Origin of the sequence: Alcaligenes sp. CHO6 (assembly GCF_037120595.1) — a bacterium.
Classification (GTDB): Bacteria; Pseudomonadota; Gammaproteobacteria; order Burkholderiales; family Burkholderiaceae_B; genus Alcaligenes; species Alcaligenes ammonioxydans.
Window position 1 is genome coordinate 756978 of the sequence record NZ_JBANCI010000001.1, and the last position, 16973, is coordinate 773950.

Annotated in this window: 10 protein-coding genes; 5 read left to right on the plus strand and 5 right to left on the minus strand. The window is 58.0% G+C overall.

The features are described 5' to 3' along the window. The first annotated feature begins 77 nt into the window (after positions 1-77). The 5 genes from V6936_RS03575 to V6936_RS03595 all read left to right on the plus strand — a co-directional run bounded on the left by V6936_RS03575 (position 78) and on the right by V6936_RS03595 (position 10782). Positions 78-5987, plus strand: coding sequence for an alpha-2-macroglobulin family protein (locus V6936_RS03575; protein ID WP_336579423.1), 5910 nt, complete (start codon positions 78-80; stop codon positions 5985-5987). Then, positions 5971-8133, plus strand: a complete 2163-nt coding sequence (gene pbpC, locus V6936_RS03580; protein ID WP_336579424.1) for a penicillin-binding protein 1C — start codon at positions 5971-5973, stop codon at positions 8131-8133. Before V6936_RS03575 ends, pbpC begins: the two co-directional genes overlap by 17 nt. Positions 8134-8207: 74 nt before the next feature. Then, positions 8208-8783 (plus strand): hypothetical protein, encoded by a 576-nt coding sequence (locus V6936_RS03585; protein ID WP_059317545.1) that lies wholly within the window; start codon positions 8208-8210, stop codon positions 8781-8783. Between the two features lie 113 nt (positions 8784-8896). Further along, positions 8897-9274 carry a hypothetical protein gene (locus V6936_RS03590; protein ID WP_003799494.1) on the plus strand — a complete coding sequence of 126 codons (378 nt, stop codon included), beginning with the start codon at positions 8897-8899 and terminating at the stop codon, positions 9272-9274. A 212-nt stretch (positions 9275-9486) separates the two neighbouring features. Next, on the plus strand, positions 9487-10782 hold the full coding sequence (locus tag V6936_RS03595) for an aspartate carbamoyltransferase (RefSeq protein WP_003799495.1): 1296 nt from the start codon (positions 9487-9489) through the stop codon (positions 10780-10782). Positions 10783-10962: 180 nt separating this feature from the next. Here V6936_RS03595 and V6936_RS03600 read toward each other — a convergent pair whose 3' ends face one another. The 5 genes from V6936_RS03600 to V6936_RS03620 form a co-directional block, all read right to left on the minus strand. Continuing rightward, positions 10963-12483: a CoA-acylating methylmalonate-semialdehyde dehydrogenase gene (locus tag V6936_RS03600; RefSeq protein ID WP_131070640.1), complete on the minus strand. Its 1521-nt coding sequence runs from the start codon at positions 12481-12483 to the stop codon at positions 10963-10965. Positions 12484-12561: 78 nt separating this feature from the next. After that, positions 12562-14130, minus strand: coding sequence for a cation/acetate symporter ActP (gene actP, locus V6936_RS03605; protein WP_003799500.1), 1569 nt, complete (start codon positions 14128-14130; stop codon positions 12562-12564). After that, positions 14127-14444: a DUF485 domain-containing protein gene (locus V6936_RS03610; RefSeq protein WP_003799502.1), complete on the minus strand. Its 318-nt coding sequence runs from the start codon at positions 14442-14444 to the stop codon at positions 14127-14129. Before V6936_RS03610 ends, actP begins: the two co-directional genes overlap by 4 nt. Before the next feature lie 51 nt (positions 14445-14495). Next, positions 14496-15290 carry a crotonase/enoyl-CoA hydratase family protein gene (locus tag V6936_RS03615; protein WP_003799503.1) on the minus strand — a complete coding sequence of 265 codons (795 nt, stop codon included), beginning with the start codon at positions 15288-15290 and terminating at the stop codon, positions 14496-14498. Positions 15291-15334: 44 nt separating this feature from the next. Further along, a complete protein-coding gene (locus V6936_RS03620) occupies positions 15335-16942 on the minus strand; it encodes a long-chain-fatty-acid--CoA ligase (protein WP_336579425.1) in 1608 nt (535 codons plus the stop codon). Positions 16943-16973: the final 31 nt, after the last annotated feature.

The following is a 16973-nucleotide window of genomic DNA, read 5'->3' on the forward strand; positions in this document are numbered from 1 at the left end:
AAGAGTTTATACACGCTCAGCGTAGCGGATTTCCATTAAACTGGCGCCGAAAATAGCATATCCATAGGGGAAGAACGATGCATCGCCAGTCTTTGCTGGGCTTGATGTTCTTGCTGGGCGTCAGTAGCGCCCAAGCCATTACGATTAGCAGTTTTTCGCCCCAAGGGGCGACGTCCGATTTACGGGATGTCAAAGTTACCTTTGCCAAGCCCGCTGTTCATTTTGGCGATTCACAACTGCCGGCACCTGTCCAGGTCCAGTGTGATGATCCTTCCGTTGCGGGGCAGGGCCGCTGGCTGGATTCCCGTCGCTGGATTTATGAGTTTGATGAGCGACCAGGACCTGGCTTGACTTGTACCGCCGTGGTGTCCAAGAGCTTTCGCAGCATTAATAATGAAGCGATTAGCGGACCGGCTCAATATCGTTTCAATTCCGGTGGCGCCATTTTGGAATCCAGCCGCCCGTATTACAGCATTATTGATGAAGACCAGGTATTTTTATTTAATTTCAATGCGCCCGTTAATAGTGCTTCTTTAGTCAAGCACGGGTATTGCCGGGTTGAGGGCATTGGCGAGCGCATTGGCTTAAAGGCCATTGAAGGTGCGCAGCGTGATGCCCTGGCTCGTTCTGCCTTCTATGTGGATGAGGTGGATGAGCGTTATCAGGCCGTGCAATGCGCGCGTCCTTTGCCCGCCGATGCCAGCGTGTCGGTTGTGCTCGAGCCGGGCATCACGACAGCGATTGCCAATCGCAAGGGCGTGCCTAATACCGACCGCTATACCTTCGATTTTTCAGTGCGGCCACATTTCACGGCTTCGCTTTCTTGTCTGCGCGAACGCGCTGAGGCGCCCTGCACGCCTGTTGGCAGTGTGGCTGTACAGTTCTCGGCACCGGTTGCCTATGAGCACCTGCAGCAGATTCGTCTACAAGCCGGCGACAAGGTATGGGAGCCTGTGTCCGACCAGGATGAGGCCTGGCAAGACCGTGGTCCCGGCCAGAATGTACGATTTGAGGGGCCTTTTCCGGAAAATGCCCAGCTGACCATCCAGGTTCCAGACTCCTTGACGGACGATGCCGGGCGGCCCTTGCAAAATCCCGAGGTCTTGAGCAACGGCATGAAGACGACGACGTATCCGCCGCTGGTCAAGTTTGTGGTGGAGCCTTTTGGGATTGTCGAGCGCTTTGGTCATGCTGATCGCGATGGCTCGGATGACGCTGACCCACCCGCCATTGGTTTGAACTTGCGTAATGTGGAAGCGAATCTGACCACTCAGCAGATGCTGGTGTCGGCCGGGCAGGTGGGGGCGATGGCGGTCAAGGACGATAAGGAGGTCCTGGCCTGGTATTCCCGGCTGCGGCAGCTTAACTATTCCTGGTCGGTGGCAGCTGACACGCTGAAGAGCATGATGGGCAGCGATTTTCGCGTAACCGCTCCCATCGATCAAAACGGTTATCTGGATCTGCGCGCTCAGCCTCTGCTTCAGGGCAAGGATCTTAAAAAGCTTGATTTGCCCGGCATGGACCAGAAAAACGAGCGTCCTTTTGAACTGATTGGCGTGCCGCTGAAAGAGCCCGGTTTCCACGTTCTGGAAGTGGCCTCGCCGCGCTTGGGCGCCTCCTTGCTGGAGTCGGCGGGCACCATGTATGTGCGTAGTTCGGTGCTGGTCACCAATCTGGGGGTACACATCAAGCAAGGTGGTGATGACCTGCTGGTTTGGGTCACTACCCTGGATGATGCCAAAGTCGTGCCCGGCGCCAAAATCCGTGTCATGAATTGCCGCGGCGAAGAGCTGGTGCAGGGCGAAACAGGGCAGGACGGGGTTTTTCATCACCCCCATCCTGTCTCCAGCCCGGATTATTGCAATGAGACTGGCCTGTCCGGCCTGTTTGTGACGGCTCGCATCGATAAAGACAACCCCATGGCCAGGGGCAAAGACGAGTTCAGTTTCGCGCTGAGCGAATGGAACGCCGGTATCGAGCCATGGCGCTTTAATGTGCCCTATAACTGGGGCGGTCGCGATGAGCCGGTTGCGCATAGCGTGATGGATCGCAGCCTGTTTCGTGCCGGTGAAGTCGCGCACATGAAACATTACCTGCGTGAGCGGGTACGCGATGGCTTCAAGGCTCCAGTTCGTTATCCCGAGACGATGATCGTCGAACATGAAGGCAGCGGCAAACGGATTGAATTGCCACTGAAATGGCAAAAAACGGCGGCCGGTAGCGTATTTGCATTGACCGACTGGACGATCCCCAAGGATGCGGAGCTGGGTGTCTACCGACTGCGAACCGAAGGCGAGAACCAGTACTTCAATTTTGGCGATTTCCGTGTTGAGCAATTCAAGCTGCCTGTGCTGGGCGGTAGTATCAAGTTAAGTGATGGTCAGGATCGTCCCTATCTGATCAGTCCTGAGCAGATGCAGGCTGATCTGCAGCTGCGTTATCTGTCTGGTGGCCCGGCGGATTTCCTGCCTGTACAACTGTCGGCGGTGGTGCGCAGTCAGTCGCCCGCGTTCAGCACTTACAGTGACTACAGCTTTGCGCCGCCTGAAAAAGCGGATCGGTCGGCGATGTCAGAGGCTCGCGTTTTCTTGAACAAACAACGCTTCCAGCTCGATGCCCAAGGCGGGTTGCGTGCTAAGCTGGATCAGTTGCCTGTAGTGGATCAGCCTTCCGAGTTTTTGGTGGAGGCGACGTTTTCCGATCCCAATGGCGAGATTCAAACCCTGACCCAGACGATTGCGGTATGGCCTGCCGATGTGGTGGCGGGCTTGCGTGCAGGCACTTGGTTGGCGGCGGGTTCATCCACCCAGCTCTCGGCTATTGCCTTAAGCCCTGACGGCAAGCCCTTGAAGAATGTGCCAGTCCGTATTGAGGCCGCCAATGTGCAGCGCTTCTCGATTCGTAAGCGTATGGTGGGCGGGTTTTACAGCTACGACAACCAGGAGCAGCGCCAAGACCTGGGTACGGTCTGCGAGGGACGCAGCGACGAACAGGGGTTGGTGCAGTGCGATGTAAAACTGGAGAAGGGCGGCCAGGTGGAGCTGCGTGCCATTGCGCGTGATGACAAGGGCCGTGAGTCGGTGGCCGCCAGCACGGTCTGGGTCAGCGGTTCGGGCTCGTTGTGGTTTGGTGGTCAGAATGATGACCGGATAGATGTCATTCCTGCGAAAAAGACCTGGGCGCCGGGCGAAAAGGCGCAGTTCCAGGTGCGAATGCCATTCCGTGAGGCCACCGCCCTGGTGTCGGTGGAGCGCGAGGGTGTGTTGCAGGCCCAGGTTGTCCAGCTCGAAGGCGACAATCCGACCGTCAGCGTGGAGATCAAACCCGAATGGGGGCCGAATGTCTACGTTTCCGTGCTGGTGCTGCGGGGGCGTCTGCGTGATGTTCCCTGGTACTCCTTTTTCAGCTGGGGCTGGAGCCAGCCTCTGACCTGGTACAAGGCCTACTCGGAAGGGGGGGGCGAGTTTGTGGCCCCGACTACCACGGTAGATTTGTCCAAGCCCAGCTATCGCTTTGGTCTGGCCGGTATCGAAGTGAGTAGCCAGCAAGATGCGCTGGATGTGAAAGTCAGCACGGATCGCAATCAGTACGCCATCCGTGAGCAGGCCCAGGTGGATATTCAGGTTCTCAAACCGGATGGTTCACCCGCAGCCGGTGCTTCCGTGGCCCTGGCGGCCGTGGATCAGGCCTTGCTGGAACTGAGCCCTAACACGAGTTGGGACCTGCTCACGGCCATGCGTGCTTTGCGGGGTTACAACGTGCAGACCGCTACAGCACAGTCCGAGATTGTGGGACGTCGACATTATGGCCGCAAGGCGGTGGCAGCAGGCGGTGGCGGCGGCAAGAGCCCCACCCGCGAGTTGCTCGACACCTTGTTGCTATGGAAGGGCAATGTGGAGCTGGATGCTCAAGGACGCGCGACCGTGACGGTCCCCCTCAAAGACTCCTTGACCCAGTACCGCATCGTGGCCGTTGCCGATTTGGCTGGTGAGCGTTTTGGCAGTGGCTCCGCCCAGATCGTCACCACGCAGGATCTGCAGATCATTCCTGGTTTGCCCGCGATTGCTCGCGAAGGCGATCAGTACCAGGCTCAGCTTACGCTGCGAAACAGCAGCCCGCGTGCCATGACGGTCAACGTGCAGGCACAGTACCGTGGCAAGGGCTTGCCATCAGCCGCCTTGCCTGAGCAAACCGTTGAACTGGCTTCCGGTTCGGCCAAAGTGGTCTCCTGGCCCATAACGGTCCCAGCCTCCAGTGGCTCGGCTGATTCGCATCAGTTGGAATGGACACTGGATGCGCAGGAAGTGCTGCAGGCGGCGGGCAAGAGCAAACCTGCCAAGGACAGCCTCTCCATCAAGCAGGAAGTCTTTACGGCCACGCCGGTAACGGTTCAGCAAGGAACGCTGGTGTCCGTGTCCATGGAGCAGCCATTGAACATGTCGGTGCAAGTGCCGGCCGGCGCCCTGAAAAATGAGCAGGGCGGGGTGCAGGGCGGCCTGCAAATGTTGTTCCGTTCCTCCTTGGGGGGCGGAATGGAAGGGGTGCGGGCCTGGTTTGAACGCTATCCTTATACCTGCTTTGAACAGCAAGCCTCCCGCTTCATGGGCTTGCGTGCTGAAGGCGCATGGGCTGGTCTGATGCAGCGTCTGCCTTCCTATCTAGACCAGGATGGCTTGCTGCGTTATTTCCCCAGCAATTACGGTTGGGGTAGCCGTGTACTGACCAGCTACATTCTGGATATCAGCTACATGGCTCAGTCCATGGGGCTGAACTATCCCATTCCTGACGGCTTTCGCAACGAGATGCTGCAAGGACTGGAGAACGTGGTCAATGGCCGAATCCCGTCCATGCAGACCGTTTCTCGCCAGGAGCGGGATATCGAAGTCATTCGTGCGGTTGCCGTATTGGCGAAGTACGGCCGTGCGCGCGTCACAATGCTCGATTCGGTCGAGTTGAATTTGCAAAGCTGGCCGACCGATATTCTGCTGGCATGGGTGGATCTGACCCAGCGCCTGCCCGGGATCAAGCAAGCTGTGCAAAGCCGTAAAGAAGCACTGGGGCTGATTCAGGCACGTCTGATCAGCCGCGGAACCCGTCTGGTGTTTGGCGACGATGCACTCAATGGCAGTCCCTGGGCCATGACCAGCCGGGTGACCAATCAGGCTCGCCTGATGCTCTTGGTCAATGAGATGCCTGACTGGACTGAGGACATGCCTCGTCTGGCCCAAGGTCTGTTGGCCGAGCAACAGCGTGGTGCCTGGCGCATGACGACGGAGAACCTCTTGGGCAGCCTGGCCATCGAGCAATTCAGCCGTCATCACGAGCAGGCCCCGACAGGACAGTCCATGGTGATTCTGGGCTCCGAAACGGCCCAGGTGGTGGACTGGGATATGCTGACACCCGACGGCCAGGGCGTACGCTCCACCAAAATGGATGTGCCTTGGCGTGGCGAGCAGGCAGACAACTTGAGCGTTGAGCAACTAGGTGAGGGCAAGGCCTGGATTGACGTTCGCTCTCTGGCCGCTGTGCCGGTGACCAAGCCTGTGGCGGCCGGTTTGAGCATAGAGCGTCAGGTTCAGGCTGTGGAGCAGGCCAAACCAGGCGTGTGGAGCCGTGGCGACATCATGCGGGTGACGATCAAGGTCAAGGCGCAAGGCCAGGCCAGTTGGGTGGTCGTGTCTGACCCGGTTCCTGCCGGCGCGACCATTCTGGGCAGTGGACTGGGTCGGGATTCGGCCATGGCCACGGCTGGTCAGACGCAGTCCGGTCAATGGCCCAGCTTTATCGAGCGCCGCTTCGATGGTTACCGGGCGTATTACGAGCGTTTTGAGGAAGGCACGACGGAAGTCAGTTACACACTGCGCCTGAACACGGTGGGCCAGTTTGTATTGCCGGCCACGCGGGCCGAGGCTTTGTACGAGCCCGATGTTTTTGCTCTCTGGCCTAATGAGCACGTTTTGGACGTTGTGGATGCGCCAAGCCATTAAAGCAGGGTTGCTGTTGTCGGGACTGGCCCTATGGGCCAGCTCCGGACAGGCCACACCCAGCTATGAAGACGTTCGTCGGTCCTTCCGATCGTCTGATGTGCAGGTCCTGGATCGCCAGGGCCAGCTCATCCAGCGGGTGCGACTGGACTTTCATCAACGGCGCGGCGACTGGGTGGCGCTGGAGCAGATTTCCCCGGCTTTGCAATTGGCGGTCTTGATGTCCGAAGATCGCCGTTTTGAATCGCATGGCGGGGTGGACTGGCTTTCAGTGGGTTCTGCGGCCTGGGACGGTGTGTTTGCGGGACGGAGCCGAGGCGCGTCCACCATTACCATGCAGTTGGCCGGGCTGTTGGATCATACGCTGCTTGGCGGACGGGGCGGGCGTTCGGTGTGGCAAAAACTGGATCAGGTAGTTGCCGCTCAATCATTGGAAGATACCTGGACCAAACCGCAAATTCTGGAGGCTTACCTCAATCAGGTAGCCTTTCGGGGCGAGCTTGTCGGGGTGGATGCGATGGCACGCACCCTGTTTCAAAAGCAGGCCGCTGCGCTGGATGCACGCGAGTCAGCGATTGCTGCCGTTTTGCTGCGAGGCCCCAATGCCTCGGCCTTGACGGTCGAGCGTCGGGCCTGCTTGACCTTGCAGGCAATGGGACGCGCCCAGCAGTGCCAAGCATTAAGTCATCTGGTGCCTGTGGCCTTGCGTCGAGCCGGGCAGGCACCACTGGGGCAGACGCAACTGGCGCCGCATTTCGCCCGCTGGGTTCTGGAGCAAAGTCCACAGACCGAAGCAGGGGATCGCTTGCACACTACCCTGGATTCGCGTCTTCAACGGCAGGTTCAAGCCAGTGTGCGACGACATCTGCTGGATCTGCGCACCGCCCGTGTGCAGGATGCGGCCGTAGTGGTGCTGGATAATCATCAGGGGCAGGTGCTGGCCTATGTGGGCTCCAGCGGCGACCTGTCCGAAGCCGCGCAGGTCGATCATGCCCGGTCTTTGCGTCAGGCAGGTTCCACGCTCAAACCTTTTCTATATGAGCTGGCCATCGAGAAACGTCTGCTGACGGCCGCTTCCTTGCTGCAGGACTCACCCTTGAATCTGCCAACCGGCAATGGTCTGTATATTCCACAAAACTACGATAAGCAGTTTATTGGCTGGGTTAGTGCGCGCAATGCTTTGGCTTCGTCCCTGAATATCCCTGCCGTACGCGTTCTGACCTTGCTGGGGCCGGCCAGTCTGGTGGAGCGTTTGCGCGAACTGGGGCTTAATTTGCGGCAGGACGGTGATTTTTATGGTTACAGCCTGGCCCTGGGCAGTGCTGATGTCACCTTGCTGGAGCTGACCAACGCGTACCGTGCTCTGGCTAATCTGGGCCAGGCTCAGGCGGTAAACGTGCGTATGGATCAGTCCATGGCCGCGTTTCGTCCCGTCATGGACCCTGGAGCCAGTTGGATTGTGGGTGATATGTTGTCTGACCGTCAGGCCCGTGTGCTGACCTTCGGCTTGGACAGTGCCTTGAGTACCCCGTTCTGGAGCGCGGTCAAGACCGGAACCAGTAAAGATATGCGTGATAACTGGGCTCTGGGCTGGACGGAGCACTACACAGTGGGCGTCTGGGTTGGCAACAGTGCAGGACAAAGTATGCAAGATGTATCCGGCGTCAGTGGGGCCGCACCGATCTGGCACGAGGTCATCTCTGTCCTGAACCACTACAGACCCGGTCGTCAAACGGTCCGGCCAGAGCAGGTGCAGCTTCGACAAATCGTGTTTGTGCCGGCTTTGGAGCCCAGTCGTGAAGAGTTTTTTGTAGAGGGCACGCAGACCGATCGTATTCAGTTGAACGATGCAAATCTGGCCTATGCCGGTCCGGCCCGTATCCAGGAGCCCGTCAACGGTACGATCTTGGCCTTGGACCCGGATATTCCGCCGCAAAACCAGCAACTGCGCTTGCTGGCGCAGGGGCAAATCAACGAAGCGTTGGAATGGTGGGTCCATGGCGTGAAAGCGGGCGGTGGGGCCCAAGTGCGTATTCCCCTGGTACCCGGTACGCTGCGCATTGAACTGAAAACCGAACAAGGTCGGTTGATGGACCAAGTCAGTGTACAAATTAGAGGTGCACAAATGACAAGCTTTAACAAAGATTAACCGCTTGCTCTTTTGCATGACTGATACACTGCTATCCTTATTGATACTTCGTAAAGAGAGGGGGGAACTTCACTATGATGACTTTACGCACACTGGCTCGAATTTTGGCGCCCGTTGGTCTGCTCGCCTTGGCTGCTTGTCAAACCGTACAAGAAAAGCCGAGTGACGCTGCCGGTACGTCCAGCGCGGCAACGCAGGCTCCCTCTACGTCAGCGCAACAAGCACCCGCTCAGGCCGGGGCCGAGCAACAGGCAGCGCCTGTGCAGATCTTTTTGGCTGATACACAGGAACAAGCAGGTTGGGCTCGCGTCGATGTGCAGCCCAATGGTGTGCTGTTCGTGAATCCACGCGCCGTTGTGGTGCGTGAGGATTTGGTGGGCGTGCAGGCCGGCACCAACGACAGCAAAGAGGGTTTGCTGGCGCTGGATCTGACGCCTGAAGCGGCTCAGCGTTTGCTGCAAGTGACGACCCAGTTCCCCAAAAAGCGTTTGGCTTTGGTCGTGGGTGACACCATGTTGGCGGCACCTGCGTATGGTTCGCCCGTTAAAGACGGCCGCCTGATTTTCATGGTAGGCACGGAAGCCAATGCGCTGGCGGCGGCTCGCGCCATAGCCGGCCCGCAGGCGACCCAAAACAACGGCAAGAAGTAAGCGCGATTGTTTGATTTGAATGCTGCTCTGGCCCTGGGTTCACCCAAGTCCGGCTGTTTGAAAAACGCGGTGGGCGCCAGCCCGCTGCTCTTGTTCCTGACAGGAAAGTCGGTATGGTGAACCCACCAGGCAGTCTTGCTTTCTACATTCTTTCTTTCCGGGTTCTGATCGCCCTGCACGGGGCGGCGCTTGTGTTCATCATGTTGATGGGCACGGGGGCGATCTCATCAGTTTTTGTTCCCGCCTTCTTACGCCTGCCCTTGTTTGTCTTTTTAATGGGGGTGGTGTCAGCGTTTCTGGCCTTGTGCTGGAGCCAGTGGACCTTGGTCTGGCACAGTTCCAGGACAGGGCGCCGTTGGGCCTGGATACCCGGATTCTGTTCTGCCTTCTTTCTGGCCCTGAGCTTGGCGCTGTTTGTGATTGGCGTCTGGGGCACCTTGGGTTTGGCCGACTTTGCCTATCAACATAGTGAATGGCTGACAGGCCAGTAAAGCGGACCGGTTTTTAGTGTACCCAATAGTGATCCGGCAGCATCCTTGAACGATGCCATGCCAGCAGGCTGGGCTTTCGCATGTCGTGTCCTGCCATCTGCTGCGTAGATCGGCGTTGTATTTTCTGCAATAGCCACAATTCCTCCTCGCTTTTTTCAGCTTTGCGGTTTTAAAATATGCGCATTGCGTATATTTCATAAGCGAGAGCTGATATGGCCGTCTCCCAACAAGTTTTTTTGCGTGATGCAATGCGTCGCCTGAACCTGACTCGTGACGTTTTTGCGGCACGTATTGGGGTGAAGCGTCGTGCTCTTGATACCTGGCTGCTGCCGGAAGGCTCCTTGGAGTCCCGGGCCATGCCCGAAGTGGTGCAGCGCTTTGTCACGGAAATCGTGGAAAATGAAGCGTTGCTGAGCAAGTATGCGCAAAGCGCACAGTCCGGCCCCTTGCGTGATCGCATTGCCACCGGTGGCAAACATCAGCTCTTGTCTGTAGACCAGTTCACCCGTGAAACCGTGGAAGAGCTGTGCAGTCTGGCCGACATCATGCAGCCTATCGCCCGCCGTCAGAAAGTATCGCGCGTGCTGGAAGGCGCTGTGCTGGGTAACCTGTTTTTTGAAGCCTCGACTCGTACCCGCGTCAGCTTCGGCTCGGCCTTTTGCCGCCTCGGTGGTTCTGTGTGTGACACGACCGGCTTTACCTTTTCCTCCATGGCCAAAGGCGAATCCATTTACGACACCAGCCGCGTCATGAGCGGTTACGTGGACGCCATGGTGATTCGTCATCCCGAACAGGGTTCGGTTGCTGAATTTGCGCGCGCCACCAACATCCCGGTGGTGAATGGTGGTGACGGGGCGGGTGAACACCCCAGCCAGGCCTTGCTGGATTTGTATACCATCAGCACGGAGTTCTCCCGTCTGGGCAAATTGTTGGACGGCGCACATATCGCCCTGGTGGGTGACTTGAAATATGGCCGTACCGTGCATTCGCTCATCAAGCTGCTGGGCATGTACCGCGGCCTGAAATTTACATTGATTGCGCCTCCTGGCCTGGAGATGCCCGAACATATTGTCGAGCAGGTGGCCAAGCAAGGTAAGCATGTGATCGAGCAGACCAGTTCCTTGGAAAAAGGCTTGCCCGGTGTGGACGTGATTTACGCCACGCGTGTACAAAAAGAGCGGTTTGAGGAAGGGCAGGACGGCAGCTTTACGGCCGACTTTCAAGTTAACAAGGCGATTATTGATCGCTGCTGCGGCCCGGATGTGATTGTGATGCACCCGCTGCCACGCGATAGCCGCGAAGGGGCCCATGATTTGAGCGTGGATCTGAACCACGACCCTCGTCTGGCTATTTTCCGCCAGGCTGACAATGGGATTCCTGTCCGCATGGCTATCTTTGCCGTTTTGTTGGGTGTGGAAACGCTGGTGCAGCACTCGATGCGGGATGTGACCTGGAATCCTCCCTCCCACGTCGGTCCTGATGATGCGGTTTTCCACGGTATGTACTAAGTGGAGCAGGCGTCAGCGCTAAATACACATGAATAGAAAAACCGGGGCTCTGAATCAGAGCCCCGGTTTTTTTGTCTTTGATAAAAGTGCTTTTTAAGTCTGCTGGGTGAGCAGGCTTAGAGCGATATGCCAGGCCGAATCGCCGCCAGGAGGCGAAGAGTCAGCCCGGCAAATCCACCTTTACTTGGACGTAGGCATGGCAAATTCCGCACCCTTGGAGATGCTTTCAGGCCAGCGCTGCATGATGGATTTCTGGCGGGTGTAAAAGCGCACGCCTTCTTCACCGTAGGCGTGCATATCGCCAAACAGGCTCTTCTTCCAGCCACCAAAGCCGTGCCAGGCCATAGGGACAGGAATAGGGACGTTGATACCAACCATGCCCACATGGATGCGGCGGCCAAATTCACGGGCCACGTTACCGTCGCTGGTAAAGCAAGCCACACCGTTGCCGAACTGGTGCTTGTTGATCAGCTCAATGGCGCTGGCCAGATCCGGTACGCGTACGCAGCACAGAACAGGGCCAAAGATCTCGTCCTGATACACGCTCATGTCGGGGGTGACGTGATCGAACAGGGTGCCGCCCATCCAGAAACCGTCCTCGCATCCTTCACCGGCTTTGGCGCCGTCAAAGTTACGGCCATCCACCAGCAGCTTGGCGCCTTCTTGTACCCCCTTGTCGATGCAGCCACGGATGCGTTCGCGCGCTTGAGGGGTCACGATGGGGCCCATTTCGGCGGCAGCATTGGTGCCGTTCAGAATCTTCAGACTGCGAGTACGTTCTTCCAGCTTGGGCAGGATGCGTTCGGCAGAGTCACCCACCAGCACGGCCACCGAGATGGCCATGCAACGCTCGCCAGCCGAGCCGTAGGCGGCGCCGATCAGGGCGTCCACGGTCAGGTCGATGTCGGCGTCAGGCATGACGACCAGGTGGTTCTTGGCGCCGCCCAGCGCCTGAACACGTTTTCCGCCCGTTGCGCCCATTTCATAAATACGATTGGCAATCGGGGTGGAACCTACAAAGGATACTGCCTGAACATCCGGGTGATTGACCAGGGCCTCAACCGCGTCTTTATCACCCTGCACCACGTTGAATACGCCGTCGGGCAGGCCGGCTTGCTTGAGCAGCTCGGCGATGAACAGGCTGGGGCTGGGGTCAATGGGACTGGGTTTGAGTACGAACGTGTTACCGGCCGCGATAGCGACAGGAAACATCCACATGGGAACCATGACGGGAAAGTTGAAGGGAGTGATGCCCGCCACGACTCCCAGAGGCTGGCGCAGGGTCCAGTTATCGATATTGGTGCTGACCTGTTCGGTGAAATCACCTTTGAGCAGTTGGGGGATACCGCAAGCAAATTCCACAATCTCAATGCCTCGGGTGACCTCGCCCATAGCATCGGATAAGACCTTGCCGTGCTCAGCAGTGATCATGGCAGCCAGTTTTTCCTTGTTCTCATTGAGCAAGGCCAAAAAATTGAACAACACACGGGCGCGGCGCAGCGGCGGCGTGTCGGCCCAGGCTGGGAAAGCGGCCTGGGCACTGGCCACGGCGTTGTCGATATCCTGCTGGTTACCCAGTTTGACCTTGGCGCTGACCTGGCCGGTAGCCGGGTTGTATACCGCTTGAGTGCGTGTGCCGGCGCCAGCGTGCTGGCCACCTCCGATGTAGTGAGCAATTTCGGGGGTGTTTAACTCTGTCATGGTGATGCTCCTGCTGGGATGAATGGAAACAAGGGGCGGCAAGTTCGTCAGGTGACTTGCCGCCAGAGTACCAGTTATCTAGTGAGACACGGCGGCAATGCCGACGGCGGTTTCAGCCCGGACCTGCTGGGCGTCAAACCCGGCGCGGTCCTGGCTGGCGCGGCGGCTGCTGTCCAGCTTCGATACCAGGTAGATCATGAAAAATGCCAAAGGCATGGAAATCAGGGTGGGGAAGTCGTAAGGAAATACGGCTTCGGAAAAGCCTAGAATGCGCACCCAGACGGCGGGCGAGAGAATCACCAGCCCCAGGGCCACAAGCAGGCCGCTTAAACCGCCATAAATGACGCCGCGAGTCGTCACCCCGCGCCAGTACATGGACATCAGCAAGACCGGGAAATTGGCCGAGGCCGCGATACTGAAAGCCAGGGCAACCAGGAAGGCGACATTCTGATCACGGAACAACAGTCCCAGGAAAATGGCGACAAGGCCAATGCCAATGGAAGCCAGACGATTGACGCGCATGGCCTGGGAGGGGGTGACCTCGTCACGACGGATCACCTTGGCGTACAAGTCATGCGCAATGGCCGAGGCACCGGCCAGGGTCAAGCCACTGACCACGGCCAGAATCGTGGCAAAGGAGACCGCGGCCAGCAAACCGAACAGGAGGTTGCCGCCCAGGGCCGTAGCCAGATGCATGATAGGCATGTTCGAGCCGCCCAGCACCATGCCGCCCACCTTGCCGTCCACGTAGAATTCGGGGTGATTCGGCAGGATGGCCATGGCAGCCAGGCCCAGAAAACAGATCACCACAAAGAACACACCCATCAGGCCAGTCGCCACAAAGACGGATTTGCGAGCGGCTCGCGCATCGGGCACGGTGAAAAAGCGCATCATGATGTGCGGCAGACCGGCAATGCCAAACACCAGCGAGACGGCCAGTGACAGGCCGGAGAAGGGATCGGCCATGAGTTTCCAGGGGCCTTTCATGGCAGTACCAGCCTGGTGATGGTCGGCCGCAGCGCTGACCAGAGCGGAAAAGTCGAAGTTGAAGTAATACAGGGCCAGGGCCGCCATCAGAAAGCCATTACCCATCATCAGGACGGCCTTGATGATTTGTACCCAGGTGGTAGCCACCATGCCGCCAACGACCACATATACCATCATCAGCAGACCCACCGCTACCACGGCATAGGTGTAATCAATACCAAAAAGCAGTTGTACCAGTTGCCCGGCACCGACCATTTGGACGATCAGGTAAAACAGCACGACGGTCAGCGAGCTGATGGCGGTAAAGATGCGGGTGCTGCGTTCATCCAGACGGTACGAGACAATATCGCTCAGGGTGTAGCGGCCCAGGTTGCGCAAACGCTCGGCAATCAAAAACATGATGATCGGCCAGCCCATAAAGGCGCAGACGGCGTACAGCAAGGAGTCAAAGCCGTTGGTAAACGCCAGGGACGAAATGCCCAGCAGGGTCGCTGCGGACATATAGTCACCCACAATGGCCAGACCGTTTTGTGTGCCGGTAATGCCTCCGCCCGCCGTGTAAAAGTCCGAGCTGGAGCGCGTGCGCGACGATGCCCAGTACGTGATGCCCAAGGTCACCACGACAAAGGCCCCAAAGATCAAAATGGCTTGAGTATTCATGGGTTCACCTTGGCCAGTACGCGCTCGCACAAGGGGTCAAAGCGGGTGTTGGCGATGTGGATATACACGCCAGTCAATAACCAGGACACAACAATCAGTCCTATTCCGTACACCATGCCTGCGTTGACGGCTCCTCCACCGCCCAGGTCATGGGTCAACACAGTCGGCCAGAAAATGGCCATCACAATAAACAGGCCCGTCAGTCCCAGGCAGATGCCGGCGCAGGCAAATGCCAGACGCCGACGCTGCGACTTGAGTTGTTCATATTCCTGTAGTCCGGACAGTGCCCGGCTTAACTCTTGATGCGACAGCATGGTTTTGTCTCCGTATTGTTGTGATTACTGCCCATGTCCGCCTGGCCGATGTTATTTGCTCGGCTTCACTTTATGAGCTTTCTTGTTAACGAACTCGCCCAGGCGCTCTTGTACGTCCCGCCCGGTCTGTACGACCGCTGCCATCAAGCCCTCGGCAAAGAGACCATCGGTGGCAGACATATCGGCAATGCGGCTGATCGAGCTGACGATGGCGTAGTTCGATAAGAGGGCATTGCCCGCAATGCGCTGGGCCAGTTCCAGGCTCAGCTCATAGGCTGTTTTGGGATTGGCTTCGTTGTTGCACACGTAATGCGCCAGCCCCAGACGCTCTCCTTCCACGGCATCGAGCACACGACCTGTCAGCATCAGTTCGATCATGCGGTTCGGAGAGATGATTTTTGCCGTTCGCACGGTGGCACCACCGCCAGTAAAGATGCCGCGTGTACCCTCGGGCAGGGCAAAAAAGGTACTGCTGTCGGCAACGCGGATGTGCGCGGCACTGGCCAGTTCCAGCCCACCTCCGACCACTGCGCCTTGCAGGCAGGCAATGACGGGAATGCCGCCGTGCTCAATCTTGTCAAAGGCCCGGTGCCAGCTTTGGCAGACACGCAGAAAGTCCACCGCGCTCCGTTCTTTATCGTGGTGCTCTTTCAGGTCCAGGCCTGCGCAAAAGTGATCGCCTTCGGCCTTCATCAGAATTACCCGGATATGCTCGGGAATATTGGAAAAGTAGGCGTCAATTTCAGCGATGGCCTCTTCATCCAGGGCATTGCGCTTGTGCGCCTTGTTCAGCGTGACAATTCCGATGTTGTCCAACTCGGTGGTGAGCAGGAAAGGGGCGGCCATAAAAAACTCCTTGTGTTACGTAAATGCGAGGGCAGTGGTGCAAGTCAGCGGGGATCGGTTTGATCGGTCAGCATCTTGCGCAGCGCCATTTTTTGAATTTTTCCAGTTGCTGTCATGGGCATCTGGTCGATGAAAATGACTTTGTCGGGTACGGACCAGCGGGTGACGCGATCCTGGTAGCGCTTGAGCAGGTGGATCTCGTCCAGCTCAGCGCCTTCGCGGGGCACCACGAACAGGACTGGTCGTTCGCCCCATTTGTCGTCGGCCTGGGCGATACAGGCAGCCAGCTCAACCAAGGGTTCTTCCATGGCGATGTTTTCGATCTCGATCGAAGAGATCCATTCGCCACCGGACTTGATCACATCCTTGCTACGGTCGGTAATGTAGACATAGCCGTCGGCGTCGATGGAGCCTACGTCGCCAGTGCGGAACCAGCCGTTTTCGCTGGCCAGATCGGGCTTGCCGTAATAGCGGTCCATGATCCAGTTGCCCTGGATCAGCAGGTGGCCGCTGCTCTTGCCGTCGCGTGGCAAGGTATTGCCTTGGTCGTCAACGGTCTTCAGGCGTGCACCGAACAGGGCACGGCCTTGAGAGGCTAGAACGTGCTGTTTCTGCGCCTCGGGCAAGGTGCGGTGCTTGGGCAGTAGTTGGCAGACGGTGCCCAGCGGCGAGGTCTCAGTCATGCCCCAGGCATGGCGTACCGTAATGCCGTATTGAGCCCAGCTGGCAATCATATTGGGCGGGCAGGCCGAACCGCCAATCAAAATGCGACTCAAGGTGCTAAATGTCTTGCCTTGAGCGTTGGCGTAATCCAGCACGGTTTTCCAGATGGTGGGTACACCAGCGGACAGCGTCACGCCGGCGCGCTCACACAGGGAATAAATGCGCTCACCTTGCAGATTGGCGCCAGGCAGTACCAGTTTGGCGCCGGACATCAGCGCAGAGTAGGGCAGGCCCCAGGCATTGACGTGAAACATGGGCACCAGCGGCATGACAGTGTCGGCGCTGGCAATGCACAGCGCATTGGGGTGCGCTGAGGCATAGGCATGCAAAAGGGTGGAACGATGGGAATAGAGCGCGCCCTTGGGGTCGCCGGTGGTGCCGGAGGTGTAGCACAGGCCGCTGGCGGTGTGCTCGTCAAAGACCGGCCATTCAAAGCCCGTCGTATCGTTGCCCAGCCAATCTTCATACTGGTCGGCCAGGTCACCTTGTGCCTTGCTACCCATGCGTACCCAGTGTCGGACGCTGGGACACTGGGTGCGCAGATCGCTGACCAGGTCCTCAAAATGTTCGTCATAAAACATCACCGCGTCTTGGGCATCATTGATGATGAAGGCAATTTGCTCGCGCGTCAGGCGGGGGTTGACGGTATGGCAGACCAGACCGATACCCGAGGTGGCATAGTAAATTTCCAGGTGACGATAGGTGTTCCATGCTAATGTCGCCACGCGCTCGCCCGCTTGCACCCCATGCTGTCGCAGTCCCTGGGCCAAATCCTGAACCCGGTGGGCAAAGTCAAAATAGCGGTAGCGATGCAGCTCGCCATTGTCCAGGGCGGTGACGATTTCTTGCTCCGGGTTATTCTCTACGGCATGGGTGAGAATTGAACTGATGAGCAAGGGCATGTGCATCATATTTCCAGTGCCTAACATGGTGATGTCTCCTTGTATTATGACTATCAGC